General features: G+C 66.6%; 21 protein-coding genes. 13 read left to right on the top strand and 8 right to left on the bottom strand.

Annotated features, from left to right (window positions below; translation table 11 throughout):
• Positions 1–33: 33 nt before the first annotated feature.
• From ACUTAF_RS17605 to ACUTAF_RS17590, 4 genes are all read left to right on the top strand, one after another.
• On the top strand, positions 34–1,716 hold the full coding sequence (locus tag ACUTAF_RS17605; RefSeq protein ID WP_445581177.1) for a fatty acid--CoA ligase: 1,683 nt from the start codon (positions 34–36) through the stop codon (positions 1,714–1,716).
• Between the two features lie 219 nt (positions 1,717–1,935).
• Positions 1,936–3,873: a DUF1302 domain-containing protein gene (locus tag ACUTAF_RS17600; RefSeq protein WP_445581176.1), complete on the top strand. Its 1,938-nt coding sequence runs from the start codon at positions 1,936–1,938 to the stop codon at positions 3,871–3,873.
• Positions 3,874–3,899: 26 nt separating this feature from the next.
• Entirely contained in the window at positions 3,900–5,273 is a 1,374-nt protein-coding gene (locus ACUTAF_RS17595) for a DUF1329 domain-containing protein (protein ID WP_445582468.1), read from the top strand.
• A 285-nt stretch (positions 5,274–5,558) separates the two neighbouring features.
• A complete protein-coding gene (locus ACUTAF_RS17590; RefSeq protein ID WP_445581175.1) occupies positions 5,559–8,288 on the top strand; it encodes a LuxR C-terminal-related transcriptional regulator in 2,730 nt (909 codons plus the stop codon).
• On the opposite strand, the gene ACUTAF_RS17585 is transcribed toward ACUTAF_RS17590, so the two are convergent.
• Complete coding sequence (locus ACUTAF_RS17585) at positions 8,277–9,137, bottom strand: hypothetical protein (RefSeq protein WP_445581174.1); 861 nt, start codon at positions 9,135–9,137, stop codon at positions 8,277–8,279. The genes ACUTAF_RS17590 and ACUTAF_RS17585 overlap by 12 nt on opposite strands.
• Before the next feature lie 82 nt (positions 9,138–9,219).
• Between ACUTAF_RS17585 and ACUTAF_RS17580 the strand changes: the two genes are divergently transcribed.
• Both ACUTAF_RS17580 and ACUTAF_RS17575 read left to right on the top strand, forming a co-directional pair.
• Complete coding sequence (locus tag ACUTAF_RS17580; RefSeq protein ID WP_445581173.1) at positions 9,220–9,849, top strand: TetR/AcrR family transcriptional regulator; 630 nt, start codon at positions 9,220–9,222, stop codon at positions 9,847–9,849.
• 339 nt (positions 9,850–10,188) lie between these two features.
• Positions 10,189–11,130, top strand: coding sequence for an alpha/beta fold hydrolase (locus ACUTAF_RS17575; protein WP_445581172.1), 942 nt, complete (start codon positions 10,189–10,191; stop codon positions 11,128–11,130).
• A 115-nt stretch (positions 11,131–11,245) separates the two neighbouring features.
• Here the strand turns inward: ACUTAF_RS17575 and ACUTAF_RS17570 are convergent, their stop codons facing one another.
• Positions 11,246–12,091, bottom strand: a complete 846-nt coding sequence (locus tag ACUTAF_RS17570) for a metal-dependent hydrolase (protein WP_445581171.1) — start codon at positions 12,089–12,091, stop codon at positions 11,246–11,248.
• A gap of 277 nt (positions 12,092–12,368) precedes the next feature.
• Between ACUTAF_RS17570 and ACUTAF_RS17565 the strand changes: the two genes are divergently transcribed.
• The 4 genes from ACUTAF_RS17565 (at position 12,369) to ACUTAF_RS17550 (ending at position 15,560) form a co-directional block, all read left to right on the top strand.
• Entirely contained in the window at positions 12,369–13,391 is a 1,023-nt protein-coding gene (locus tag ACUTAF_RS17565) for an AraC family transcriptional regulator (RefSeq protein WP_445581170.1), read from the top strand.
• Positions 13,391–14,038, top strand: coding sequence for an MBL fold metallo-hydrolase (locus ACUTAF_RS17560; RefSeq protein WP_445581169.1), 648 nt, complete (start codon positions 13,391–13,393; stop codon positions 14,036–14,038). Before ACUTAF_RS17565 ends, ACUTAF_RS17560 begins: the two co-directional genes overlap by 1 nt.
• Before the next feature lie 60 nt (positions 14,039–14,098).
• The gene (locus tag ACUTAF_RS17555) at positions 14,099–14,767 is read left to right on the top strand and encodes an OmpA family protein (protein WP_445581168.1); all 669 of its coding nucleotides are present in this window, start codon (positions 14,099–14,101) and stop codon (positions 14,765–14,767) included.
• A 136-nt stretch (positions 14,768–14,903) separates the two neighbouring features.
• Positions 14,904–15,560, top strand: coding sequence for an OmpA family protein (locus ACUTAF_RS17550; RefSeq protein ID WP_445581167.1), 657 nt, complete (start codon positions 14,904–14,906; stop codon positions 15,558–15,560).
• 105 nt (positions 15,561–15,665) lie between these two features.
• Here ACUTAF_RS17550 and ACUTAF_RS17545 read toward each other — a convergent pair whose 3' ends face one another.
• From ACUTAF_RS17545 to ACUTAF_RS17520, 6 genes are all read right to left on the bottom strand, one after another.
• On the bottom strand, positions 15,666–16,592 hold the full coding sequence (locus tag ACUTAF_RS17545) for a MurR/RpiR family transcriptional regulator (protein WP_445581166.1): 927 nt from the start codon (positions 16,590–16,592) through the stop codon (positions 15,666–15,668).
• A gap of 85 nt (positions 16,593–16,677) precedes the next feature.
• Complete coding sequence (locus ACUTAF_RS17540) at positions 16,678–17,445, bottom strand: ABC transporter ATP-binding protein (RefSeq protein WP_445581165.1); 768 nt, start codon at positions 17,443–17,445, stop codon at positions 16,678–16,680.
• An 18-nt stretch (positions 17,446–17,463) separates the two neighbouring features.
• Complete coding sequence (locus ACUTAF_RS17535; RefSeq protein WP_445581164.1) at positions 17,464–18,576, bottom strand: succinylglutamate desuccinylase/aspartoacylase family protein; 1,113 nt, start codon at positions 18,574–18,576, stop codon at positions 17,464–17,466.
• 9 nt (positions 18,577–18,585) lie between these two features.
• Positions 18,586–19,281, bottom strand: a complete 696-nt coding sequence (locus ACUTAF_RS17530) for an ABC transporter permease (protein WP_445581163.1) — start codon at positions 19,279–19,281, stop codon at positions 18,586–18,588.
• Between the two features lie 12 nt (positions 19,282–19,293).
• Positions 19,294–19,983, bottom strand: coding sequence for an ABC transporter permease (locus ACUTAF_RS17525; RefSeq protein ID WP_445581162.1), 690 nt, complete (start codon positions 19,981–19,983; stop codon positions 19,294–19,296).
• 92 nt (positions 19,984–20,075) lie between these two features.
• The gene (locus ACUTAF_RS17520; protein ID WP_445581161.1) at positions 20,076–20,852 is read right to left on the bottom strand and encodes an ABC transporter substrate-binding protein; all 777 of its coding nucleotides are present in this window, start codon (positions 20,850–20,852) and stop codon (positions 20,076–20,078) included.
• Between the two features lie 468 nt (positions 20,853–21,320).
• Between ACUTAF_RS17520 and ACUTAF_RS17515 the strand changes: the two genes are divergently transcribed.
• From ACUTAF_RS17515 to ACUTAF_RS17505, 3 genes are all read left to right on the top strand, one after another.
• Complete coding sequence (locus ACUTAF_RS17515) at positions 21,321–23,087, top strand: cyanophycinase (protein WP_445581160.1); 1,767 nt, start codon at positions 21,321–21,323, stop codon at positions 23,085–23,087.
• Between the two features lie 64 nt (positions 23,088–23,151).
• Positions 23,152–23,475, top strand: a complete 324-nt coding sequence (locus ACUTAF_RS17510) for a hypothetical protein (protein ID WP_122109050.1) — start codon at positions 23,152–23,154, stop codon at positions 23,473–23,475.
• Between the two features lie 42 nt (positions 23,476–23,517).
• Positions 23,518–24,798, top strand: a complete 1,281-nt coding sequence (locus ACUTAF_RS17505; protein ID WP_445581159.1) for an OprD family porin — start codon at positions 23,518–23,520, stop codon at positions 24,796–24,798.
• The last annotated feature ends 45 nt before the right edge of the window (positions 24,799–24,843 follow it).

Below are 24,843 nucleotides of genomic sequence, written 5' to 3'. Positions count from 1 at the left end.
AGCATCCTTCCCTCGCGTGCCCCAGGTGATTCCATGCTGCAGACCCGTCTGATTCCCTCCGCCGCCAATGCCCATGCCTACCCGCTGCTGATCAAGCGCCTGCTGCTGTCCGGCAGCCGCTACGAGAAGACCCGCGAGATCGTCTACCGCGACCAGCTGCGCTACAGCTACGCCACCTTCAACGAGCGCGTCGCCCGCCTGGCCAATGTGTTGACCGCGGCCGGGGTCAAGGCCGGCGACACCGTGGCGGTGATGGACTGGGACAGCCACCGCTATCTCGAGTGCATGTTCGCCATCCCGATGCTTGGCGCGGTGTTGCACACCATCAACATCCGTCTGTCGCCGGAGCAGATCCTCTACACCATGAACCACGCCGAGGACCGCTTCGTGCTGGTCAACAGCGAGTTCGTGGCGCTGTACAACGGCATCGCCGAGCAGCTGACCACGGTGGAGAAGACCCTGCTGCTGACCGATGGTGAGGAAAAGAGCGCCGCACTGCCGAACCTGGTCGGCGAGTACGAGAGCCTGCTGGCCGCCGCCAGCCCAAGCTACGACTTTGCCGATTTCGACGAGAACTCGGTGGCCACCACCTTCTATACCACCGGCACCACGGGCAACCCCAAGGGCGTGTACTTCACCCATCGCCAGCTGGTGCTGCACACCCTGTCGATGGCCGCCACCGTCAGCTCGCTGGACAGCATCCGCCTGCTCGGCAACGACGACGTCTACATGCCGATCACGCCGATGTTCCACGTGCATGCCTGGGGCGTGCCCTACGTGGCCACCATGCTCGGGGTCAAGCAGGTCTACCCCGGGCGCTACGAGCCGGAGATGCTGTGCCGGCTGATCCAGGAGGAGCAGGTCAGCTTCTCCCACTGCGTACCGACCATCCTGCAGATGCTGCTGGGCGCGCCGAATGCCCAGGGCCATGACTTCGGCGGGATGAAGATGATCATCGGCGGCAGCGCGCTGAACCGTTCGCTGTACGAGACGGCCAAGGCACGCGGCATCCAGCTGACCGCGGCCTACGGCATGTCCGAGACCTGCCCGCTGATCTCCTGCGCCTACCTCAACGAGGAGCTGCGCGCCGGCAGCGAGGACGAGCGCACCGCCTACCGGATCAAGGCCGGCGTGCCGGTGCCGCTGGTGGAGGCGGCGATCATGGATGCGGAAGGCAAGCTGCTGCCCAGCGACGGCGAGACGCAGGGCGAGCTGGTGCTGCGCGCGCCCTGGCTGACCCAGGGCTACTTCCGCGAGCCGGAGAAGGGCGAGGAGCTCTGGGCGCACGGCTGGCTGCACACCGGTGACGTGGCGACCATCGATGGCATGGGCTTCATCGAGATCCGCGACCGCATCAAGGACGTGATCAAGACCGGCGGCGAATGGATCTCCTCGCTGGAGCTGGAGGACCTGATCAGCCGGCATCCGGCGGTGCGCGAGGTGGCTGTGGTCGGCGTGCCCGACCCGCAGTGGGGCGAGCGTCCGTTCGCCCTGCTGGTGCTGCAGGGGGGCCAGGTGCTGGATGCCAAGGGGCTCAAGGAGCACCTCAAGCCGTTCGTCGAGCAGGGCCATATCAACAAGTGGGCCATTCCCACACAGATCGCCCTTGTTACCGAAATTCCCAAGACCAGCGTCGGCAAGCTGGACAAGAAGCGCATTCGCGTGGATATCGCCCAGTGGCAGGAGGGTGGCAGCGCCTTTCTCTCCACCCTGTGAAGTGCGAGCTGACTGGGTGGCGAAAGTGACTGCCCAGTCAAACAAGCGTTTGGCTTGTTAATTGCTGTTTCAGGTCCATGCTTGGCTAGGTCGCAGACATCGAAACCTGCGTGCCAGAGTGCCTGGGGGCTGCAAATCACACTTTCGAGGGATCAAGCAGTAGTACCCGCTGGCTATAGTCCAGGCATCCATAACAAAAAAACACATGGAGTAGCGTCGATGACAAAAACAACACCCTACTGGCGCCTGGCGAAACTGCCGCTAGCCGTCAGCCTCGCTTCCACCCTTGCCGCTCCGGCATTCGGCGTCACTTTCAATATCGGCGAGATCGAAGGGCAGTTCGATTCGTCCCTGTCGGTGGGCGCCAGCTGGTCGGTGCGTGGAGCCGATCCGGATCTGATCGGCAGGAACAATGGCGGGGATGGTCTGTCGCAAACCTCCGACGACAGCCACCTGAATTTCAAGAAGGGCGAGACCTTCTCGAAGATCTTCAAGGGTATCCACGACCTCGAGCTGAAGTACGGCGATACCGGCGTGTTCGTTCGCGGCAAGTACTGGTACGACTTCGAACTGAAGGATGAGAGCCGCCTGTTCAAGGACATCGACGACAGCAACCGGAAAACCGCGGCGCAGGCCTCCGGTGCGGAAATCCTCGACGCCTTCGTCTATCACAACTATGCCATCGGCGATCAGCCGGGCTCGGTGCGCCTGGGCAAGCAGGTGGTGAGCTGGGGCGAGAGCACCTTCATCCAGAACAGCATCAACTCGATCAACCCGGTCGATGCCGCCGCGTTCCGTCGCCCCGGTGCGGAGATCAAGGAAGGTCTGATCCCGGTCAACATGTTCTATGTCTCGCAGAGCCTGACCGACAACCTGTCGGCCGAGCTCTTCTACCAGCTGGAGTGGGACCAGACCGTAGCGGACAACTGCGGCACCTTCTTCGCCCAGCCGGATGTCGTCGCCGACGGTTGTGACGACAACCTGGCCGTCCTGTCTCCTGCCCTTGGCCAATTCGCCGGGGCCGCTCAAGCCGCAGGGTTCGGATACGACACCACTTCCGAAGGCGTTATCGTCCCCCGCGGTGGTGATCGTGACGCGCGCGATAGCGGGCAGTGGGGCGTGGCGTTCCGTTATTTTGCCGAGCCGCTGGATACCGAGTTCGGTGCCTATTTCATGAATTACCACAGCCGCACCCCTGTCTTCAGTGCGCAGGGCGCTCCGGCGGGAGCCTACGCGGCTGCTCCTGTGGTCGGTGGGCAGGTCGGGGCGGCGGTCGCTGCGCAGTTGGTCGCTCAGTGCCTGGCGCTGCCGCCTGCCAATCAGGCTGCTTGCTTTGCTGCGATTCCCGCCGCTGCGGGCGCCGCTGGTACCGGTGCCGCCAGTGCCCTGGTCGCCGGCAACAGCAACTACTACATGGAGTACCCCGAGGACATCCAGCTGTATGGTTTGAGCTTTTCCACGACCCTGCCCACCGGTACGGCCTGGAGCGGCGAGCTCAGCTATCGACCCAATGCTCCGGTACAGCTGAATACCACCGATATCCTCTACTCGGGGCTTACCCCGCTGAATCCGGCGGTTTCCATCCTGCAGGGCTCGCCCGGCCAGGACCAGCCAGGCTACCGTCGCAAGGAGATCACCCAGTTCCAGACCACCTTCACCCATTTCTTCGACCAGGTCATGGGGGCCTCTCGTCTGACCTTGGTGGGCGAGGTGGGGGTGACCCACATCGGTGGGCTCGAGCGCACCAGCGAGGCGCGTTACGGCCGTGATCCGATCTACGGTCCGGGTCCGATGGCGGCGCCGGGCGTATGCGAAGGCCTCAACGGCAATACTGGCGAGAACTACAGCAAGTACTGCGAAGACGACGGTTTCGCCACTTCCACTTCCTGGGGCTATCGCGCCCGCGCCATTTGGGATTACCCGGATGTAGTCGCCGGGATAAACCTCAAGCCCAGCGTGTCCTGGTCGCACGACGTCGATGGTTACGGCCCGAACGGCCTGTTCAACGAAGGTGCCAAGGCCGTCAGCCTGGGGCTGGATGCCGAGTACCAGAACATGTACACCGCCAGCCTGTCGTACACCGACTTCTTCGGCGGCAAGTACAACACCAGTATCGACCGCGACTTCGTCGCGCTCAGCTTCGGCGTCAGCTTCTAAGCGACCAGGAATTTCGAGGAATCATGATGCAAACGAAAACAACAAAGAAACTGTGGCAAAGCGGTGTGCTGACCCTGTCCCTGTTGGCCAGTGGCGTGATGGCAGCGGTGTCGCCGGACGAAGCGGCCAAGCTGGGCACCAGCCTGACCCCGGTCGGTGCCGAGATGGCCGGCAATGCCGATGGTTCGATTCCGGCCTGGACCGGCGGCCTGCCGGCCAATGCCGGCAGCGTCGACGGCAAGGGCTTTCTCTCCGACCCCTTCGCCAGCGAGCAGCCGCTGTTCACCATCACCGCGCAGAACGTCGAGCAGTACAAGGACAAGCTGACCCCGGGCCAGCTGGCGATGTTCAAGCGCTACCCGGACAGCTACAAGATGCCGGTCTACCCGACTCATCGTTCGGCCAGCCTGCCGCCGGCGGTGCTCGAGGCGACCAAGCACAACGTGGCCAACACCAAGCTGGTCGAGGGCGGCAACGGTCTGGAGAACTTCCGCACCGCCAACCCCTTCCCGATTCCGCAGAGCGGTCTGGAAGCGATCTGGAACCACATCACCCGCTACCGCGGCGGCAGCGTGCGTCGCCTGGTGACCCAGGCCACGCCGCAGGCCAACGGTTCCTACTCGCTGGTGTATTTCCAGGACGAGTTCACCTTCCGCGATGCGCTGACCGACTTCGATGCCAGCAAGGAAAGCAACGTGCTGTTCTATTTCAAGCAGCGCGTCACCGCTCCCTCGCGCCTGGCCGGTAACGTGCTGCTGGTGCACGAGACCCTCAACCAGGTCAAGGAGCCGCGTCTGGCCTGGCTGTACAACGCCGGTCAGCGTCGCGTGCGCCGCGCCCCGCAGGTGTCCTACGACGGTCCGGGTACCGCGGCCGACGGTCTGCGAACTTCCGACAACTTCGACATGTACAACGGTGCGCCGGACCGCTACGACTGGAAGCTCAACGGCAAGAAGGAGATCTACATCCCCTACAACGCCTACAAGCTGGACTCGCCGAGCCTGAAGTACTCGGACATCGTCAAGGCCGGCCACATCAACCAGGACCTGGCTCGCTACGAGCTGCACCGTGTCTGGCACGTGACCGCGACCCTGAAGTCCGGCGAGCGTCACATCTACGCCAAGCGCGACTTCTTCATCGACGAGGACACCTGGCAGGCCGCGCTGATCGATCATTACGACGGTCGCGGTACCCTGTGGCGCGTGGCCGAGGCCCATGCCCAGTACTACTACGACAAGCAGGTGCCCTGGTACACCCTGGAGTCCCTGTACGACCTGCTGTCCGGTCGTTACCTGGCCCTGGGCATGAAGAACGAGGAGAAGCAGGCCTACGACTTCAACTACAAGGCATCCGCCAGCGACTACACCCCGGCGGCTCTGCGCCAGGCGGGCGTTCGCTAGATAACCCGCGGTTGTGCAATACGACGAAGCCGGCCCTGTGCCGGCTTTTTCGTGGGTGGGCGGCTGGCTGTCGATGCGCCGATCCGGCTTGTGCCGCAGCTTGGGGGCTGCTGGTCTGCTGGCGCGAACTTCGCGAATGACGTCGTTCCTGCGAGGCTGAAACGCCAACCCGGACACAGCCTTTTCGTTACCGACTGTAGCTTGCCCTTCAAATGGCCGGAACAAGTCGCTAGGCTGGCTGCAGATCGAGCCCGCTGCAGACCCGACACCTCCAAGAATTGGCCGATGACCGATCTTTCCCGCTCGCCAGGTTTTGCCTACGTGCCGGCCACGCCGGTCGAGGCGCGTTTCTACCGGCCGCCGCTGCCGGCAGGGCATCTGCCGCGGCCTCGACTGTGCGAACGCCTCGAGGACGGACTGCAGGGACGCCTGTCGCTGGTCTGCGCCCCGGCCGGTTTCGGCAAGAGTTCACTGGCCATCGAGTTCTGCGAACGCCTGCCCGCGCATTGGCACAGCCTGTGGCTGGGCCTGAGCGAGCGTGACCGCGACCCCGGGCGCTTTCTCGAACGCTTGCTGCAGGGGCTGCAACAGTTTTATCCGAGCCTCGGCGAGGAGGCATTGGGCCTGCTGAAGATGCGTCAGCGTCATCAGCCGTTTGCCTTCGAGCAATGGCTCGACGGTCTGCTCGACGAACTGGCGCAGGCCCTGGATGGCGGTCAGCCGCTGCTCCTGGTGCTGGACGACTATCACCTGGCGCAGGGACCGGTGCTCGACCGTTGTCTGCAGTTCTTCCTCAATCACCTGCCGCCTGGGGTGGTACTCCTGGTGACCAGTCGCCAGCGGCCGGACTGGCACCTGGCGCGCCTGCGTCTGTCGCGACAGCTGCTGGAGCTGAGCGAGCAGGACCTGCGCCTGACCGCCGAGGAGCTGGACGCGTTGCTGGCCAGCCAGGGCGCCAGCCTGGAGCACCAGCAGGTCGCCGGCATCCTGCAGCGCAGTGAGGGCTGGGTCGCCGGCCTGCGCCTGTGGTTGCTGGCCGGCGATACCCAGACCGGACTCGAACTGCACGGCGGCGAGGGACTGATTCGCGAGTACCTGCTCGAAGAGGTGATCGATCTGCAGCCGGCGGAGGTGCAGCAGTTCCTCTACGACACCGCCCATCTCGAACGCTTCTGCGCCGAGCTGTGCGATGCGGTGCGCGATGCTCACGACAGTGCGGCGATCATCCGCCAGCTGCAGGCCAATCAGGTGTTTCTGGTGCCGCTGGACGAGCAGGGCCGCTGGTTCCGCTATCACCATCTGTTTTCCGACCTGCTCAATGCGCGCCCGGCCGAGGGCCCGGACCGCTCGCGCGGCGGTTCGCACCTGCGCGCCTGCCGCTGGTTCGCCGCCCAGGGCATGTTGGACGCCGCCATCGAACAGGCGCTGCTGGCCGGTCAGGTCGACGTCGCCGCCAGCCTGGTACAGAACCTGTCCGAGGCGCAGCTATTGGCCGAGCAGAACATCGCCGTGCTGCTGCGCTGGAAGACCAATCTGCCGGACGAGCTGCTGGCCAGCACGCCGCGCCTGATCATGCTCTACGGCTGGGCGCTGGCGCTGGCCTGCCAGCTGGATGCGGCGCAGGAGCTGCTGGAGCGGCTCGCGCGTTTCCTGCCGGCGCCCGATGCGGCCAGTCAGCTCAGCCTGCTGGCGCAGTGGCAGGCGCTGGATGGCGTCATCGCCCGCGGTCGCGGTGACGGTGTGCGGGCCGTGCGGCAATGCGACGAGGCGCTGGCCGGATTGGCCGCGGACCGCTACGGCCCGCGGTTCATGTGCCTCTCCACCCTGGCCAACCTGGCTATGGTGGAGGGTGATCTGTGGCGCGCGCGAGGGCTCAATCGCGAGGCCCTGGAGCTGGCGCAGCGCATCGACAATCCGCTGTTCGAGGCCTTGGCCCATTACGAGCGGGCGCGGGTGCTGCAGGCACGCGGCGAGGTGTCACGCGCGCTCGACGAGGTGCGCCAGGGGCAGCAGCGGCTGCAGGGCCTGGCGGCGCAACGCTGTTACTCGGTGCGTGCGCGCCTGAGCATCTACGAAGGCTATCTGCTCTGCCTGCGCCTCGACCCGGCGGCCGCGCAACGGCTGCGCCAGGGCATCGCCGAGGCACGGGCCTGTCGCGACGTCAGTGCGCTGATCGGCTATTGCGCGCTGGCCAGCCTGGAGGGCCACAGCGGCCGCGGCGCCGAGGCTTTCACCCTGCTCGGCGAGGCCGAGCGCCTGATGCACATCTGGGACGTGCCGGCGATCTACTACCTGGCGATGATCACCTTGATCAAGTGCGAGCTCTGGCTGCGCCAGGGCCAGGTCGAACTGGCCGCGGCCTGGCTACCGCAGCTGGAGGAAACCTATGGCCCGCGGGGACGAGCCCTGGCGCCGGAGTTCCATCCGCAGCTGGGGTTGCATGTCGATCTGCAGCAAGCCGCGCTGGAGCGCCTGCAAGGCCGGGCGGAGTCGGCCGAGCGGCGTCTGCTCGCGCTGCAGCAGCGTGCCCGTGGCCTGGGCGGACAACTGATCGGCCTGGTGGCGCAGGCGCAACTGGCGCAGCTGCTGCACCAGTCGGGGCGCGAGCGCGAGGCGCAGCAGCAGCTGGAAGGCTGCCTGGACGGGGCGCAGGGCGGCGCGCTGTTGCCTTTCCTCGAACTGATCCAGCACCAGCCGCAGTGGCTGGGCGAACGCCTGGCCGCACGGCCGGGCTGTGCGCTATGCGATGCCTTGCTGGCGCAACTGCCGCTGGGGACGGATCTGCGCGAGGCGCCAGCGGCGGAGGAGGGCATGCCGGCCGAGAAACTCAGCGCCCGCGAACTGGCGGTGCTGCAGTTGATCGCCGGTGGCTGTTCCAATCAGGAGATCAGCGAGCGCCTGTTCATCTCCCTGCACACGGTCAAGACCCACGCCCGCCACATCAACAGCAAGCTCGGCGTCGAGCGGCGCACCCAGGCGGTGGCGCGCGCCAAGGGACTCGGCCTACTGCGCTGAGCCCGGCAACGACAGATCCAGGGTCGGCGCCTCGGCCGCCGGTTTCAGCGGTTGCGCCAGCTTGGCCTGAACGTCCCGGTGGATCATTCGCAGCACCGGCAGCAGCTCGGCCATATCGCTCTGCACCCGGGGATAACGATGACCACCGGCCAGCCCTTCGATGCGGGCCAGCAGCTGCGCCTGCACCTCGGCCGGCAAATGGACGAACAGCTCCGGCAGTTGCTGGCTCAGTTCGGCGCTGTACAGCAGCAGCTCGTCGCGGCCGAAGGCCTGGGTCAGCTCCAGGTAGTCCAGTGCGCTGCCGCTGAGCATCGCCGCCGCCGCCTTGGTCTCCTGCAGGCCCTGCAGGCGCACCGGGTTGCTCTGCTCGCCCTGCGACAGGGTCATCCAGAACTCGGTGGTGAGGGTGAAGAGGATGGCCTGCTGGCGCAGCGAATGGCTCATCAGGCCGAGGGCTTCGGCGGCGTAGGGCTGCTGCTTGGCGCGAAAATCGAAGTACAGGCGCATCAGCTCCTTGAGCTGGAACAGCACTTCGCGCGCCTCGTTCTGGCGCAGCTCCAGCGGCGCGTAGATGTTCAGCTGAGGGCGGAAGTTCTCCGCCGAGACCATGCGTTGGTAGATCGGCCCGGTGAACTCGCCGCCGCGCCGCGGCAGGGCATTGGCCTGGGTCTTGTCGATCTGCTCCAGGGCCGCGTGTAGCTGCTGGTAGTCGCCGCTGCGCCAGGGCTGGTGGATGTCCGGGATGCGTTGGCCCAGGTAGAACAGCTCGGCGGCGCCGGCCGGGGCCTGGCAGACCAGCAAAAGGATGGCCAGCGGCCAGAGCAGGCGACGTGCTAGGGTGGACGACACGATGAATATCCGCGGCTAGAGGCGGCTCCAGAGTACCCAGCCCGGAGTCCGGCGTCACCCGCGCCTTGGTTGGGGAGAGGGCATGGACGAGCTGGCCGAGCACGGAGCCATCCGCGCGGTGTTCGAGGACCTGGGCGGCTACGGCGCGCTGGCCTCGCAGCAGGGCGGCGCGGGGCCGCTGGTCGGCCATCTGCAGCGTACCAACATCCAGTTGGCAGCCATCGGTGTGTTCGCCCGCAAGGGCCTGGAGCAGGTCACGGTGAACGACCTGCTGGATGCCGCGCAGCTGTCGCGGCGCACCTTCTACAAGTACTTCGCCAACAAGATGGAGGTGCTTGAGGGCATCTACCAGACCTCGGTGCTGCTCCTGCTGGCGCGCTTTCGCGAGATGCAGCAGGTGGCCGGCAGCCCGCAGGCCTGGCTGCGCGCCATGGTCGGGCGGTTTTTCGACTATCACCTGGCGGTCGGCCCGATCATCCGTCTGATGCAGGAGGAGGCGCTGCGCACCGAGTCGCCGCTGGCCGCGCATCGCCAGCGCGCTCACCAGGAGATGCTGCGCCTGCTGGTGGAGCGACTGGAGCCGGAGCTGGCGCCGCGCGATCCGCTGGTCTATCAGGCGCTGATCTGGGCGCTGGAGGCCGCCTCCCTCGACCTGCTCGGGCGCAGCGCCAGTCGCGCGGAGATCGAGCGGGCCAAGGCGGTGCTCGGCTGATAGGGTCTGCTCCCGCTTCATTCGCGAGCCGCGTTGCTGCGAGAAATGGCCCCCGGTTAGGCGCAGGACGCAGGTAATGGTCGCTCCCTTGCCAAGTCCTGCAACGACAGCGGGGGCCATTTCCCGCGCAACCCGCAGGGCCGGGCCAGTTTTGGCGCGATGCAGTGTTACTCGATAGCTCATTTAGCCCACTAAACTTCGCATCTCGTGCATCGCCTCGCGCCAAAACTGGCTCCGGCGCGGCCGCGAATGAAGCGGGAACAGACCCTAGGTTGGGCGGCGCGCGGGGGTTGCCCGTGCTCTGATACAGGGTGCCCATAACAAGATCGAGGTGCCCGCATGTCCGCCAACAGCCTGTCCCTGCAACCGCCCGTGGCCGTCGGTTTCGCCCGCCTGGGCTTCGGCGCCCTGCCGCTGGAGCGCCTCAAGACCCGCTACGGCAGTGCCGAGAGCGGTTCGCGCTATATCGAGCTGGACGGTTTCAATATCCACTACCGCGACGAGGGCAGCCGCGACAAGCCGGCGCTGGTGCTGATCCACGGCGTGGTCGCCTCGCTGCATACCTGGGACGGCTGGGTGCAGGCCTTCGCCCGGCACTACCGGATCATCCGCTTCGACGTGCCGGGCTTCGGCCTCACCGGCCCGGCGCGCGACGGCGAGTACTCGGCCGAGCGCATGATCCGCGTGCTCGGTCTGCTGCTCGACTACCTGCAGGTGGACCAGGCAGCGATCGCCGGCAACTCCCTCGGCGGCTATATCGCCTGGAACTTCGCCCTGGCCCAGCCGCAGCGGGTGAGCAAGCTGGTGCTGCTTGATCCGGCCGGCTATCACATGACCAAGGTGCCGTGGATGATCGCCGCCGCCGCGCTGCCCGGTGCCACCCTGGCCATGCCGCTGTGGATGCCGCGTGCGCTGATCGCCCAGGGCATCAAGGAGGTCTACGGCGAGCCGGGACGGATCAAGCCCGGGGTGGTCGAGCGCTACTACGACCTGTCGCGCCGGCCCGGCAATCGTCGCGGCATGATGGATATCTTCCGCGTGCTGCTCAAGGTCAACAAAGAGGAGCTGCACGCCACGCCGCAGCGGGTGGCGCAGATCCAGGCGCCGACCCTGCTGCTGTGGGGCGAGCGCGACCGCTGGATCTCGCCCAAGCACGTGCCGCTGTGGCAGCGCGATTTGCCTGGCATCCAGGTCAAGACCTACCCGGGCGTCGGGCACATTCCCATGGAGGAGATTGCCGAGCAGAGCGCGGCCGATGCGATGAGGTTCTTGCTGGGCTGAGGCAGATGCCCTGTCCCGCGTGCGGGGCAGGGCGCCCAAGGAGAGGAAGTAGCCCGGATGCAATCCGGGGGCTTCTACTCCGCCCCGGATTGCATCCGGGCCAAGCGGCCTGGGTTCAGGCCGCGCTGGCCTGGGGCTGCGGCGCGCCGTCGAACTCCTCGCGGGTGGCGTGCAGCAGCGCGAGGTTGTCGTGCTCCCAGGGGTGGAAGCCGTCCTTGAAGAAGTCCAGATAGGTACCGATCAGCGGGCGGAACACGCCGTCCTTGCCCCACATCCAGCGCAGGCCGTCGCGCCACACACGCCAGTTCCACAGCAGGCCGTCGACCTTGAGCATATGCGCCAGGCCGCGGGTGGTGTCGAGGACGAAGAAGAAGGTGCCCATGACCATCGCCCGGCGCAGCAGCTTGCGGCTGCCGCACACCTGGTTGTAGACGTCGAAGGCCACCGCCTTGTGCTCGGTCTCCTCCAGCGCATGCCAGCGCCACAGGCGCGCCAGGGTCGGATGGGCGCCGGCCATGTGTGCCGGGTTCTTCAGCAGGCCGTCGGCCATGATCGCGGTGATGTGTTCCAGCGCTGCGGTGGCGGCCAGCTGACGCTCTCGCGAGAACTTCTTCTGGGTGTAGCGGATGCGCGCGCGGGCGCGCTTCTCGATGCGCTCGATGTCGTAACCCAGGTCGCGCAGGCGCTGGCTGTATTCCAGGTGCTCGCGACTGTGATGGCCCTCCTGGCCGATGAAGCCGCGGATCTGCTCCTTCAGCAGCGGCTCGTCGATGCGCTCGCGGAACTGGCGCACCGAGTCGATGAAGAAGCGTTCGCCGTCGGGAAACAGCACCGACATGGCATCGAACAGGTGGGTCTTGAAGGCGTCGCCGCCGTTCCAGTGACGCGGCAGCGGATCGGGCAGGTCGAAGTCCTGGTGTCGGGGGCGGATCTGCAAACCTTCCGGGGTGGTACTGGCCATAAGGGCTCCCTTGCGCTGGTGAACTGCAGTCGACTATGGGGCGGGCATGCTTCCTCGCACAGGTTCGCAACAGCCAATCTGCGAGTCATATCCGGCCATCGGCCCTTGGCCAGTGAAAAGTTGGGGTTGGGTGCAACGGTTGTTCGGCCGGGCGGCGTGGATCACCTATGCCTTCCGGCTGAACGACGGGCGCACTGGTGCGCCTCCGGGCTTGTCGCTTTCGCCCGGGCGAGGTTAAGGTCTGCCAGTCATATGCGGCCAGCTGCGCTACGAGCCCATGAAGCAAGCACTGAGTTTCACCGCCGAGCTGGTGCCGGTGGCCTACGCCGAGGCGCTGCTGGCGCTGGCCGTGGAGCTGGGTACGCCGCGCCAGACGCTACTTGCCGCGGCGCGGGTGCGTCCCGAGGTGCTCGGCAGCCCCCACGGCCGCCTGTCCTTCGCCGACTTTCATCTGCTCACCCAGGCGGCGCTGGAACGCTGCGGTGAGCCGGCCCTGGGCCTGGTGCTGGGCCAGCGGCTGAATGTCTCCACCCACGGCATTCTCGGCTATGCGGTGCTGGCCAGCGCCAACCTGGGCAAGGCGCTGCAGTTCGCTCTCAAGTATTACCGGGTGCTTGGCCTGGCCTTCGAGCTGGAGTTGGTGGAGCAGGGCGAGGACCTGGAGCTGCGCGCCATCGAGTCCTTCCCCATGGGACGGCAATCGCGCTTCGCTGCCGAGGGCCTGCTGACCAGCATCCACACCATCGCCCGCTTCCTGCTCGGCGAAGAGCTGCGGGGCCTCGCCGTCGGCTTCGCCCATGCCGCGCCGGACTACGTCGAACGCTACACCGAGGTATTCGGCGTGCCGGCGCGGTTCGAGCAGCCCTGCCACTGGCTGCGCCTGCCGCGGCATTACCTGCAGCGCCCCATGGCCCTGGCCAACCCGGCCACGGTGCAGATGTGCGAGCGGCAGTGCGAGGCGCTGCTGGCCAGCCTCGACGTGCAGGACGGCCTGCTCACCCGCCTGCGCCGCCTGCTGCTGGCGCGCCCCGGCGATTTCCCCGACCTCGACAGCGCCGCCCGTGCCCTGCACACCAGCGGGCGCAGCCTGCGCCGGCATCTGGCGCAGATCGGCACCAGCTACCAGCAGGTGCTCGACGAGGTTCGCCGGCGCCTGGCCCTGCAATACCTCAGCACCACCCACCTGCCGCTGTACGAGATCGCCCAGTTGCTGGGCTTCAGCGATCCCTCCAACTTCCGCCGCGCATTTCGCAAATGGACGGGTAAACTGCCCGGAGATTACCGTAACGAGGCCCCCTGATGAGCACCGCCGCAGCCCCTGTCCTGATCCGCGAAACCTTTCCCGTCGGGCCTTTGCAGTGCAACTGCACGATCATCGGCGACCCGCTGACGAAGAAGGCCATAGTGGTCGATCCGGGCGGCAATCCCGAGCTGATCATGGCGCGCCTGGAAGCCCATGGCCTCAAGGTGGTGAGCATCATCCACACCCACGCCCACCTCGATCACTTCCTCGCCTCCGGGCGGATGAAGGAGAAGACCGGCGCCACCCTGCACCTGCACAAGGACGACCAGTTCCTCTGGGACAACCTGGAGATGCAGTGCCGCATGTTCGGCGTGCCCTACACGCCGGTACCGGCACCGGATAAGTGGCTGGCCGACGACGAGGAACTGGCCTGCGGCTGCGGCGTCGCGCTGCACACGCCGGGGCATACGCCGGGGTCGATGAGCTTCTGGTTCGAAGAGGCCAAGCTGCTGATCGCCGGCGACACCCTGTTTCGCCGCGGCATCGGCCGCACCGATCTGTGGGGCGGCGACTACGCCAGCATCGAGCGTTCGATCAGGCAGCGCCTGTACCGCCTGGACGAGGACGCCACCGTGGTCACCGGCCACGGCCCGGATACCCGCCTCGGCGACGAGATGCGCGAGAACCCGTTTGTCCGCGCCTGAACCCGGCGCCAGCGGCGCTGTCTACACTGGCATTCTGCTGTCATCCAAGGAGAGACCGTCATGCCCCGCCTATCCCTGATCGCTGCCTGCTCCGCTGCCTTGCTGCTGGCCGGCTGCGCCTCGCAGAACCCCTACGACCAGAGCGCGCCGAGCTCGAACAAGACCGCCACGTACGGCGGTCTGGGCGCGCTGGCCGGTGCCGCCGCCGGCGCCCTGATCAGTCACGACGACCGCGGCAAGGGCGCGCTGATCGGCGCCGCGGTGGGCGGTGCGGCCGGCGCCGGTTACGGCTACTACGCCGACAAGCAGGAGGCCGAGCTGCGCCGGCAGATGGAGGGTACCGGCGTCGAGGTGCAGCGCCAGGGCGACGTGATCCAGCTGATCATGCCCGGCAACATCACCTTCGCCACCGACTCGGCGGAGATCGCCAGCAGCTTCTATGCGCCGCTGAACAACCTGGCCAACTCCTTCCGCCAGTACAACCAGAACAGCATCGAAGTGGTCGGCCACACCGACAGCACTGGTTCGCACAGCTACAACATGAGCCTGTCGCAGCGCCGCGCGCAGAGCGTGGCTAGCTACCTAATCGCCCAGGGTGTCGACGGCGGCCGGGTCAGCACCCGCGGCATGGGGCCGGATCAGCCGGTGGCGAGCAATGCCACGGCCGACGGAAGGGCGCAAAACCGCCGCGTCGAGGTGACCCTGCGGCCGCTGCCTGGCGTGCAGTAACCCCTGCGGATTTGTTCCGGATCGCACAGTCCAGCCGCCACGCGGCTGGTAAGCTGGCGCGGAACTTCGCCCGCCACGGCGGCTCGAAGGGCTCCGGCACGCTGCCGACACCAGAACGAATCCTAAGGAAGAATCCATGAAGACCAGGCGTAATCTGATCGCGGCCTCCGCGGTCATGGCCTTGCTGGCCGGTTGTACCACCAACCCCTATACCGGCGAACGTGAGGCCGGCAAGGCCGGCATCTACGGCGGTATCGGCGCGGTCGCCGGTGCGGCGATCGGCGCGGCCACCTCTAGCAAGAAGGACCGCGCCAAGGGCGCGCTGATCGGCGCGGCGGTGGGCGGCGCCGCCGGCGGCGGCTACGGCTACTACGTCGACACCCAGGAAGCCAAGCTGCGCCAGACCCTGCAGGGCACCGGCGTGCAGGTACAGCGCAACGGCGACGACCTGAAGCTGATCATGCCCGGCAACATCACCTTCGCCAGCAACTCGGCGGACATCTCCAGCAGCTTCTATCCGACGCTCAACTCCCTGGTGCTGGTGTTCAAGGAGTTCGACAAGAACGGCGTGAACATCGTCGGCCATACCGACAGCACCGGTTCGCTGGAGCTCAACCAGAACCTGTCCAACCGCCGTGCCCTGAGCGTGGCCAACTACCTGAGCGCCAACGGCGTGCCGGGCCAGCGCATCTCCTCCTACGGTGCCGGCCCTAGCCAGCCGATCGCCAGCAACGCCAACGAGGCCGGGCGGGCGCAGAACCGCCGCGTCGAGATCAACCTGCGGCCGCTCTGAGCCGCAGTCATGGCGTGACAAAGCCCCCGCTTGCGGGGGCTTTTTTCTGCGCGGCCGTCGTGTCTGCCCGGTCGTTGGCGGGCTTGGCTCTGGGCCGGCGAGCGCTCAGCCGCGCAGCTTGCCTGGCCGGCGCGACGGCTTCTCGCCGTTGGGCACGTGCAGGTAGGACATCACGCTTTCGGTCAGCTCGGCGGCCAGCTGCACAGCCTCCTTGTTGCGCGCCATGACCCCGGCCACCAGCGCTTCGATCAGGGCCAGCACGGCGGTGTTGGAGCTGATCAGCACCGGGTGGTCGGCCGGGGCGAACAGGGTGTGGCGGGCGATGCCGGCCAGGGGCGATGCTGGCGAATCGGTGATGGCCAGTACGCCGGCGCCGCGCTCGCGGGCAAAGCGCGCCAGCTGCAGGGTGTCCAGGCTGTAGCGCGGCATGGCGATGGCCAACAGCACGTCCAGTTCGGTGATGGCGGCCAGGCGGTAGGCGGCGTTCTCGTTGCCGCCTTCCATGCTGATGGCCGTGGCGTCGGCGCAGAAGGGCACCAGGTTGGCGGCGGCCAGGCCGGCCATATAGGCGCTGTTGCCGAAGCCGAGGATGTAGATCTTGCGTGCCTGGATCAGGCCGTCGACAAAGGCGTCGAAGCTGGCCGGGACGTTGTTGGCCCCGGCGGTGGCCAGGTTGCTGCTGGCGATCTGGATCTGTTCGTGCAGGCCGAAGCCCCCGTCCGGGCGGCTCTCCAGCTCGCTGCGCAGCTTGTCCACCGGCGACACCATCTGTTGCAGGGTGCTGACCAGCTCGGCCTTGAGCCCGGTATAGCCGCCCAGGTCGAGGGCCTTGGCCAGGCGGTTGACCGCCGCCGGCGAGGTGGCGGTGGCCACGGCCATCTCCTCGATGTTCAGGGTCGCGGCCTTGAGCGGGTGGCGCAGGATGAATTCGGCCACCTTGCGCAGCGAGGGTTGCAGCGTGGGGATGCGCTCGGCCAGCTTGCGCATCACGGGGGCGGCGTAGACGGTGGCGTTCTTCGCGGAGGTCGGCATGGTGTTTCGGCACGGGTGAGTGAGAGGCGGCGCAGGCCGGCGTGAGCGCAGTCTATCCCAGCCGGCCGCGCCAGGTGCACCCGGGCTACTTCAGGCTGCCGGCGAGAAACTGCTGCAAGCGTTCGGAGCGCGGGTTGGCCAGTACCTCTTTCGGGCAGCCGCTTTCCTCCACCTGGCCCTGGTGGAGGAATACCAGCTGGTTGGACACCTCGCGGGCGAAGCCCATCTCGTGGGTCACCACCAGCATGGTGCGGCCTTCGCTGGCCAAATCCTGCATCACCTTGAGCACTTCGCCGACCAGCTCCGGGTCCAGGGCCGAGGTGGGTTCGTCGAACAGCATCACCTCCGGCTCCATGGCCAGGGCACGGGCGATGGCCACGCGCTGCTGCTCGCCGCCACTCATGTGCGCGGGATAGGCGTTCTTGCGATGGCCCACGCCGACCTTGGCCAGGTAGTGCTCGGCTTTCTCCAGCGCCTCCTTCCTGCTGATGCCCTGTACCTGCACCGGCGCTTCCATGACGTTGTCCAGGGCGCTCATGTGCGACCACAGGTTGAAGTGCTGAAAGACCATGGCCAGGCGCGAGCGCATGCGTTGCAGCTGCTGGGGATCGCTGGCGTGCAGGTCGCCGGTGACTTTGTGCGGCTTGAGCCGCAGTTCTTCGTCATTGAGCAGGATGCGCCCGCTGTGCGGCCGCTCCAGCAGGTTGATGCAGCGCAGGAAGGTGCTCTTGCCCGAGCCGCTGGAGCCGATGATGCTGGTAACGTCGCCGGCCCTGGCCTTGAGCGAGACGCCCTTGATCACCTCGTGGTTGCCGTAGCGTTTGTGCAGGTTGTCGATTTCCAGGCTGTACATGATGGGATTCTCTTGTTGTCAGTCGGTCAGCAGGCGGCCCTGGCGGATGGGCTGGGCGCCGGCGACCTTGGCCAGCCACAGGCCGGGCTGGGCATAGCGCAGGCGTTCGCGGGCGTAGAGCACGCCGCGGGTTTCGGCGAGGATCACGGAATAGCGATCGCTCAGCGGGTCGATCACCTCGAACAGCGCATCGCCGGGCTCGACCCAGGCCCCCAGCGGTTGCAGATAGCTGACCACCCCCGGGTGCGGGGCATAGGCGTACTGCGCGCCGGCAAAGGGGGTGGCCTCGCAGCAGGTCGCGGGCGCCGCCGGCCAGTCACCGGCGAGCAGGCCCTGGTCGGCGAGAAAGCCGAGGATGGCCTCGGCATCGTCCCGGGCCTGCGGCGCCTCGGTATCGGCCATGCCGCGCAGCTCGATGGTGCTGGCCAGGCAGGCGGCTGGAATGGCGGCGTCGGGGAACTGCGCAGCGAGTTTCAGCCAGGGGCCGGCGCAGGCTTCGTCGAAGGACTGGCCGCCGCTGTCCTCGGCCAGCAGCACGGCGCCGGCACCCAGGCGCGCGGCCAGCGGCTGCAGTCGCGGCCAGTGCTGGGGCTGGGCATAGAGCAGCAGGATCGACTCGAAGTCGCAGTGCAGGTCGAGTACCAGATCGGCATCGCAGGCCTGGCGCAGCAGCAGGCGGCGCAGCCCTTCAAGGGCTGATTTGGCTGGGGGCAACTGGTCGAGGGCGGTCAGCATGGCGCTGCGGATCAGCCGCATATTGGCCTCGCCATCGCGGCCCAGGCGGCCTTCGAGCTGCGGGGCGAGCAGCGCGGCCAGGTCGACGAAATCGCGGTTGAAGTTCGCCCCGCTGGCGAAGTCGAAGCGCCCCTGGTGGGTGGCCTGGAACATCTGCCCCAGGCCGATGGGGTTGGCCACCGGGACCAGCTCCACCACGCCGGTCAAGCGCCCCTGCTTCTCCAGTTCAGCCAGCCGGCGCTTGAGCTCCACCGCCACACGCATGCCCGGCAGTTCGTCGGCGTGCAGGCTGGCCTGGATATAGGCCTTGCGCGGGCCGCTGCCGAAGCGCAGCACCCTCAGGTGATGGTCGCTGCCGCTGGGGCTCCAGGGCAGGAAATGACGAATCGACTCCATGGTTTCTCCTCAGGCCTTGCGCGGGGTCAGGTAGGCCAACCAGCGGCGCTCGGCGCCCTTGAACAGCTGGACCAGGACGAAGGTCAGCACCAGGTAGAAGACCCCGGCGGTGATAAAGGCCTCGAACGGCATGTAGTAGCGCGAGCTGAGGGTACGCGCCGCGCCGGTGATGTCGATCAGGGTGACGATCGACGCCAGCGAAGTGGTATGCAGCATCATGATTACCTCGTTGCCGTACTGCGGCAGCGCGCGGCGCAGGGCCGAGGGCAGGAGGATGCGCCGGTATAGCTTGGCGCGCGACATGCCCATGGCCTTGGCCGCCTCGATCTCGCCGTGCGGCGTGGCCTTGAGGCTGCCGGCGAGGATTTCCGCCGAGTAGGCGCTGGTGTTGATGGCGAAGGCCAGGCAGGCGCAGAAGGTGGCGCTGGAGAAATACGGCCACAGGAAGCTGTCGCGGATGGCCGCGAACTGGGCCAGGCCATAGTAGATCAGAAACAGCTGCACCAGCATTGGCGTGCCACGGATCACGTAGGTGTAGAGCCAGGCCGGGGCGTTGAGCCAGGGCGAGCGCGATACCCGCATCAGGCCCAAGGGAATGGCCAAGGTCAGCCCCAGGGCCAGGGCGATCAGCAGCAACTGGAAGGTCACCAGCAGGCCGCGCCCATAGAGCGGCAGATGCTCGGCGATCAGATGGAAATCGAGCATGGAGCGGGTCCTCTAGATTTCGGTCAGCCGCGCGCCCACGCTGTAGCGCCGCTCCAGCAGGCGCAGGGCGAGCAGCGAGACGCTGGTCAGCAGCAGATACAGGGCGGCCACGGCGAGGAAGAAGGTGAAGGGTTCGCGGGTGGCGTCGGCGGCATTCTTGGCCTTGAACATCATGTCCTGCAGGCCGACCACCGAGATCAGCGCGGTGGCCTTGGTCAGCACCAGCCAGTTGTTGGTGAAACCGGGAATGGCGAGGCGGATCATCTGCGGCACCAGGATGCGGAAGAACACCTGCATCCCGTTCATGCCGTAGGCCGCGCCGGCTTCCGCCTGCCCCTTGGGAATGGCCATGAAGGCGCCGCGGAAGGTCTCCGACAGGTAGGCACCGAAGATGAAGCCCATGGTGAACACGCCGGCGACGAAGGGATTGATGTCGATGTAGTGGTCGTAGCCGAGCAGCGGCGCGACACGGTTCACCAGATCCTGGCCGCCGTAGAAGATCAGCAGGATCAGCACCAGGTCGGGAATGCCGCGAATCAGCGTGGCGTAAGCCTCGCCGAGCATCGCCAGCCAGCGGATCGGCGACAGGCGAAAGGCCGCGCCGAGCAGACCGAGGCTGATGGCCAGGGCCATGGAGGTCAGCGCCAGGCTCAGGGTGAGCCAGGCGCCATCGAGGATGGTCGAGCCGTAGCCGTGGAGCATGATGGGGTCCTCACGCGCCGCGACAGGCGCTGCGCGATTACGAGAGAGAGGCATCGCGCCGGTGGGCGGATGCCTCTGCGGACAGGGCAGGGTTACTGGCCGTAGATGTCGTAGTCGAAGTACTTGGCCTGCACTTCCTGGTACTTGCCGTTGGCGCGGATGGCGTCGATGGCGGCGCTGATGCGCGCGGCATTGGCCTCATCGCCCTTGCGCACGGCGATGCCGGCACCGCGGCCGAAGTACTGCGGGTCGTTGAAGTCCGGGCCGACCAGGGCGAAACCCTTGCCGGTTGGGGTCTTGATAAAGCCCTCGTCGATATTGACGATGTCGGCCAGGGTGGCGTCCAGACGGCCTGCGGCCAGGTCGAGGAAGGCTTCGTTCTGCGAGGCATAGCGCACCACCTCGATGCCGGCTTTCTCGAATTTGTCGCTGGCGTAGCGATCGTAGGTGGAGGCGCGTTGTACGCCGACTTTCTTGCCCTTGAGGTCGAGCAGCGGGTCGTTGATCTGGGTGCCGGCCTTCATCGCCAGCTTGCCGGGGGTGTGGTAGTACTTTTTGCCGAAGTCCACCGATTTCAGGCGATCCTCGGTGATCGACATGGACGACAGCACGGCGTCGACCTTGCGCACCTTCAGCGAGGGGATCAGGCCGTCGAACTCCTGCTCGACCCACTGGCACTTGACCTTCATCTCTTCGCACAGGGCCTGGCCGATGTCGTAGTCGAAGCCGCTGATGGCGCCGTCCGGGGTCTTGAAGGCGAAGGGCGGGTAGGCCGCCTCGATGCCGATGCGCAGGTTGTCCTGGCTGGCGTGGCTGAAGCTGCTGGCGACGGACAGTGCCAGTGCGCCGAGAAGTGCGATCTTGTTCATCTTATTGACTCCTGGGTGGTGGTTTGGGGTTCGCTGCACAGCCGGCGGTGCGGCGCTGGCTGTGCACTGGCAGCGCCTGGGCGCAGCCGGCAACCGGCTCGGGTGGGCCGGGTTGCGGAGAGTCGGCGAAGTGGGCCGGCTCGGGTCCTGTGGGCACTATCTATGACACGTTTATTTTCATAAATATACTATTTAGAAATATTTATATCATTCCGGGTGTCGCCGATCGCTCGCCTCAGCCGCTCTAGCGCGCTGTCTGCCGCGCCGCGAGCGGGCTTTTTCAGGCCGCGCCAGGAGGCCCAGGGTCGCCGCGGGCGCTTGAACAGGGGGGCGTTGTGGTATATAAAATTTCACAAAGATGCATTGTGAAAATTATTATTCACATGCTGGGCGCCAGGACTGGCGCGGCTTGCAGCCGCCACAGGGAGGTCAATTCGCGTCAGAATTTTCATAACAAGAGCAATAAGAATGAAAAAGCCGTTCCAGCCTCGCCGTCTGTTCGTCGCCCTGATCCTCTCCTGTGCCAGCTCCGTGGTGCAGGCCGAAGGCCACCTGCTGGCCGTGGGGGGCATGCTGCGCGCCAGCAACGTCCCGGTCTACGCCAAGTTCGTCGAACTGGCCGGCGGCCAGCAAGGCGCGCGCATCGTCATCCTGCCCACTGCCAGCGGCAGTCAGGGCTCCAGCAAGCGCTTCATGGCCGAGCTGATCGCCCAGGGGGTGCCGGCCGAGCGCATCAGCATCGTCGGCATCGACCGTCACAACTACCTGGAGACCATGAACGACGCGGAGGTGGTCAAGCCCCTGGCTGACGCCAGTGCCGTGTGGTTCGTCGGTGGCGACCAGGCCCGCATCGCCCGCGCCCTGTTCAATGCCGATGGCAGCCCCTCGCTGCTGATGCAGGGGGTGCGCCAGGTGTTCGACCGGGGGGGCGTGGTGGCCGGCACCAGCGCCGGGGCCAGCATCCTCGGCGCCGAGATGCCCACCGCCTACGGCGTGGTCATGGATACCCTGGACTTTGGCGTCGCCGCCAAGACCGATCAGCGTGGCACGGCCATCCTCAAGGGCGCCGGTCTGTTTAACGGCATCATCGATCAGCACCTGGACCAGATCGAGGAAACCAGCACCGGCCGCGCCGCGCGCATGGCCGCCTACCTGGCCGAGCGCAAGGCCAGCAAGGGCTTCGGCCTGGACACCAACACCGCCATGTGGGTCAAGCCCGGCGGCCAGCTGGAGGTGTTGGGCGAGGGCTACCTGACGGTGATGGATGCCAGCCAGGCCGAGAAGGGCTTCGGCCTCTACGGCACCCGGCTGAGCAATGTGCGCCTGGCCATGCTCGGTCATGGCGACCGCTACGACCTGCGCAGCGGCACGCTGCAGCCGGCGGCGGGCAAGGCGGCCATCGAGGCAGGCAATCAGTACCTGCTGGGCAACCAGCTGATCACCGACCTGGCCGCCGTCTCGGCCATGGGCCGCGCCGTGCTCTATGGCCTGGCCGACAACAGCGCCAGCCGCCAGCTGGGCCTGATGACCCGCTACAACCCGCTCAACGGCTACCACTACGGTTACCGCTTCGCGTTCAGCAAGACCCCGGAATTCAGCGCCTACAGCCAGTTCTACGATTCGCTGACCAACTACAGCGTCAGCGGCGTGCGCCTGGATATTCGTCCGGTCAACGCCAACCTGGGCGATCCGGCCGCCAGTGCGCCGGTCGATGCCGGCAACGGCGCCCTCGGCGATGCCATCCGCGCGGTGAGCTTCCGCGGCCTGATGACCCTCAACGGGCAGAACGCCTTCGAGCCGCAGCGGCCCATCAGCCGCCTGGAACTGGCCAATGCCCTGCAGATGACCCTGGCCGCCGAGCCCAAGCTGGATGCGCTGCCGACGCTCGGCGATATCGACGCCGACGACCCGGTGCGCGAGCAGCTGCAGGTGGTGCTGTCCAACGGCTGGATGCGCGCCGGCGAGACTTTTGCCGGGCAGCAGCCGGTCACCCGCAAGGACTGGGCCCTGGCCTGCAAGGCGCTGGTCGAGCGTTTCCATAACACGCGCCTGGAAAAGAGCGCCGCGTTGAGCGACCTGGGCGAACTGGATGCCGAACTGGCCGAGGCGGCGCGCCTGACCGTGGGCGAGGGCTGGCTCAAGGCCGCGCAGGGTCGCTTCGAGCCCGATGCGCCGGTCAGCCGCGGCGAAGTGGCGCAGACCCTGGCCCGGGTCGCCGGCCTGAGTAAAGGCTAACGCGCACCAGGCGGCGCCCGACTGGCGCCGCCCCGAATCACCCCCGATACCCCGAGAGCCCTGTATGCAACTGAACAGGTTGGAAGCCTTCGCCCTGGAAAAACTCTGGCACGCCCCGCAGCGCGAGCGACTGCTGGCCGGCAAGCCCGATCTGCGGGTGCTGGAACGGGTGCAAACCCGCGCCGGCTTCTACTCGATCATCCAGCTGCCCGCCCACCTGGCCGCCCTGCAGCCGGGCAACGAGCTGGAGTGGCCGTTTCGTCTCAAGCGCCTGCGGGCCAAGGGGTATTTCGTCTGCTGGGCCGAGTCGGCGTCGACCCTGTGCCTGGAGGCGGTGATCAGCAAGGGCGAGTGTCCGCCCGAGCTGGCACCGGAATTGTTCGCCTAGCGGCGGACGCTGAGCTGTTCAATAACAACAATGGAGTAAGTGATGAAACTGGTAAAACTGAGCCTGATCGCCCTGGCGGTCGCCGCCGGCTCGTCGTTCGCCCTGGCCGGGGATCAGCAGCAGGCCAAGGGCTTTATCGAAGACAGCACGCTGAAGCTGCTCAACCGCAACTTCTACATGCAGCGCAACTTCGTCAACAGCCAGCGCAACACCCGCGAGGAGTGGGCCCATGGCATGCACCTGAACTATGCCTCGGGCTTTACCCAGGGCACCCTGGGCGTGGGGGTGGATGCCCATGCCTACGGCGGCATCAAGCTCGACGGCGGCCGCGGCAGCGTGGGCAACGGCATCCTGCCGGTCGACGGCGATGGCCGCATCGAGGACAACACCGGTGAAATCGGCGGCGTGGTCAAGGCGCGCATTTCCTCCACCCAATTGAAGTTCGGCGAGCAGCGTCCCACCGCCCCGGTATTCGCCACCGGCGACTCGCGCCTGCTGCCGGAAACCGCTACCGGCCTGCAGCTGTTCAGCAGCGAGGTCGACAACCTGTTCCTCGAAGCCGGGCACTTCACCGCCATCAACCGCCGCAACTCGAGCAACTCCGATGGCGAACTGACCAGCGAATACGCCGAAGTGGAGGCGCGCAGCGTCGACTTCGTCGGCGGCACCTACAACTTCCACGACAACCTCAGCGTCTCGCTGTATGGCAGCGAAGCCGAGGATGTCTGGCGCCAGTACTTCGGCAACCTCTACTACAACATCCCCCTGGCCGACCAGCAGTCGCTGAGCTTCGACCTGGTGGCCTACAAGACCGATGACCAGGGCAAGGCCCTGGCCGGCGAGCTGGACACCCTGACCTACTCGCTCAAGGGCGCCTACGGTTTCGGCGCGCACAAGCTCAGCCTGGCTTATCAGAAGGTCAACGGCGACGAGTTCTTCGACTATATCGGCGGCGACTCCATCTGGCTGGCCAACTCGGTGCAGTACTCCGACTTCAACGCCCCCAACGAGCGTTCCTTCCAGGTGCGCTACGACCTCAACATGGCCAGCTTCGGCGTGCCGGGCCTGAGTTTCATGGCCCGCTACATCAAGGGCGACCAGATCGACGGCACCAAGGCCGACCCCAATGGCGCCTTCGCCGGCTGGGCCGGCAAGGACGAGAAGCACTGGGAGCGCGACCTCGAGGCCAAATACGTGGTGCAGTCCGGTGCCGCCAAGGACCTGTCCCTGCGCCTGCGTCAGGCCACCCACCGCGCCACTGCATTCGACAACGACCTCAACGAAGTGCGGCTGATCGTTGAGTACCCGCTGAGCCTGCTGTAACGGCGCTGCAGCCCGCCTCCGATTGCATCTCGGGGGCAGGCGAAT

This window comes from Pseudomonas sp. SP16.1 (genome assembly GCF_052682975.1).
Note: the sequence above shows the minus strand (reverse complement) of the source record. Positions and strands in the feature narration are given on the sequence as shown.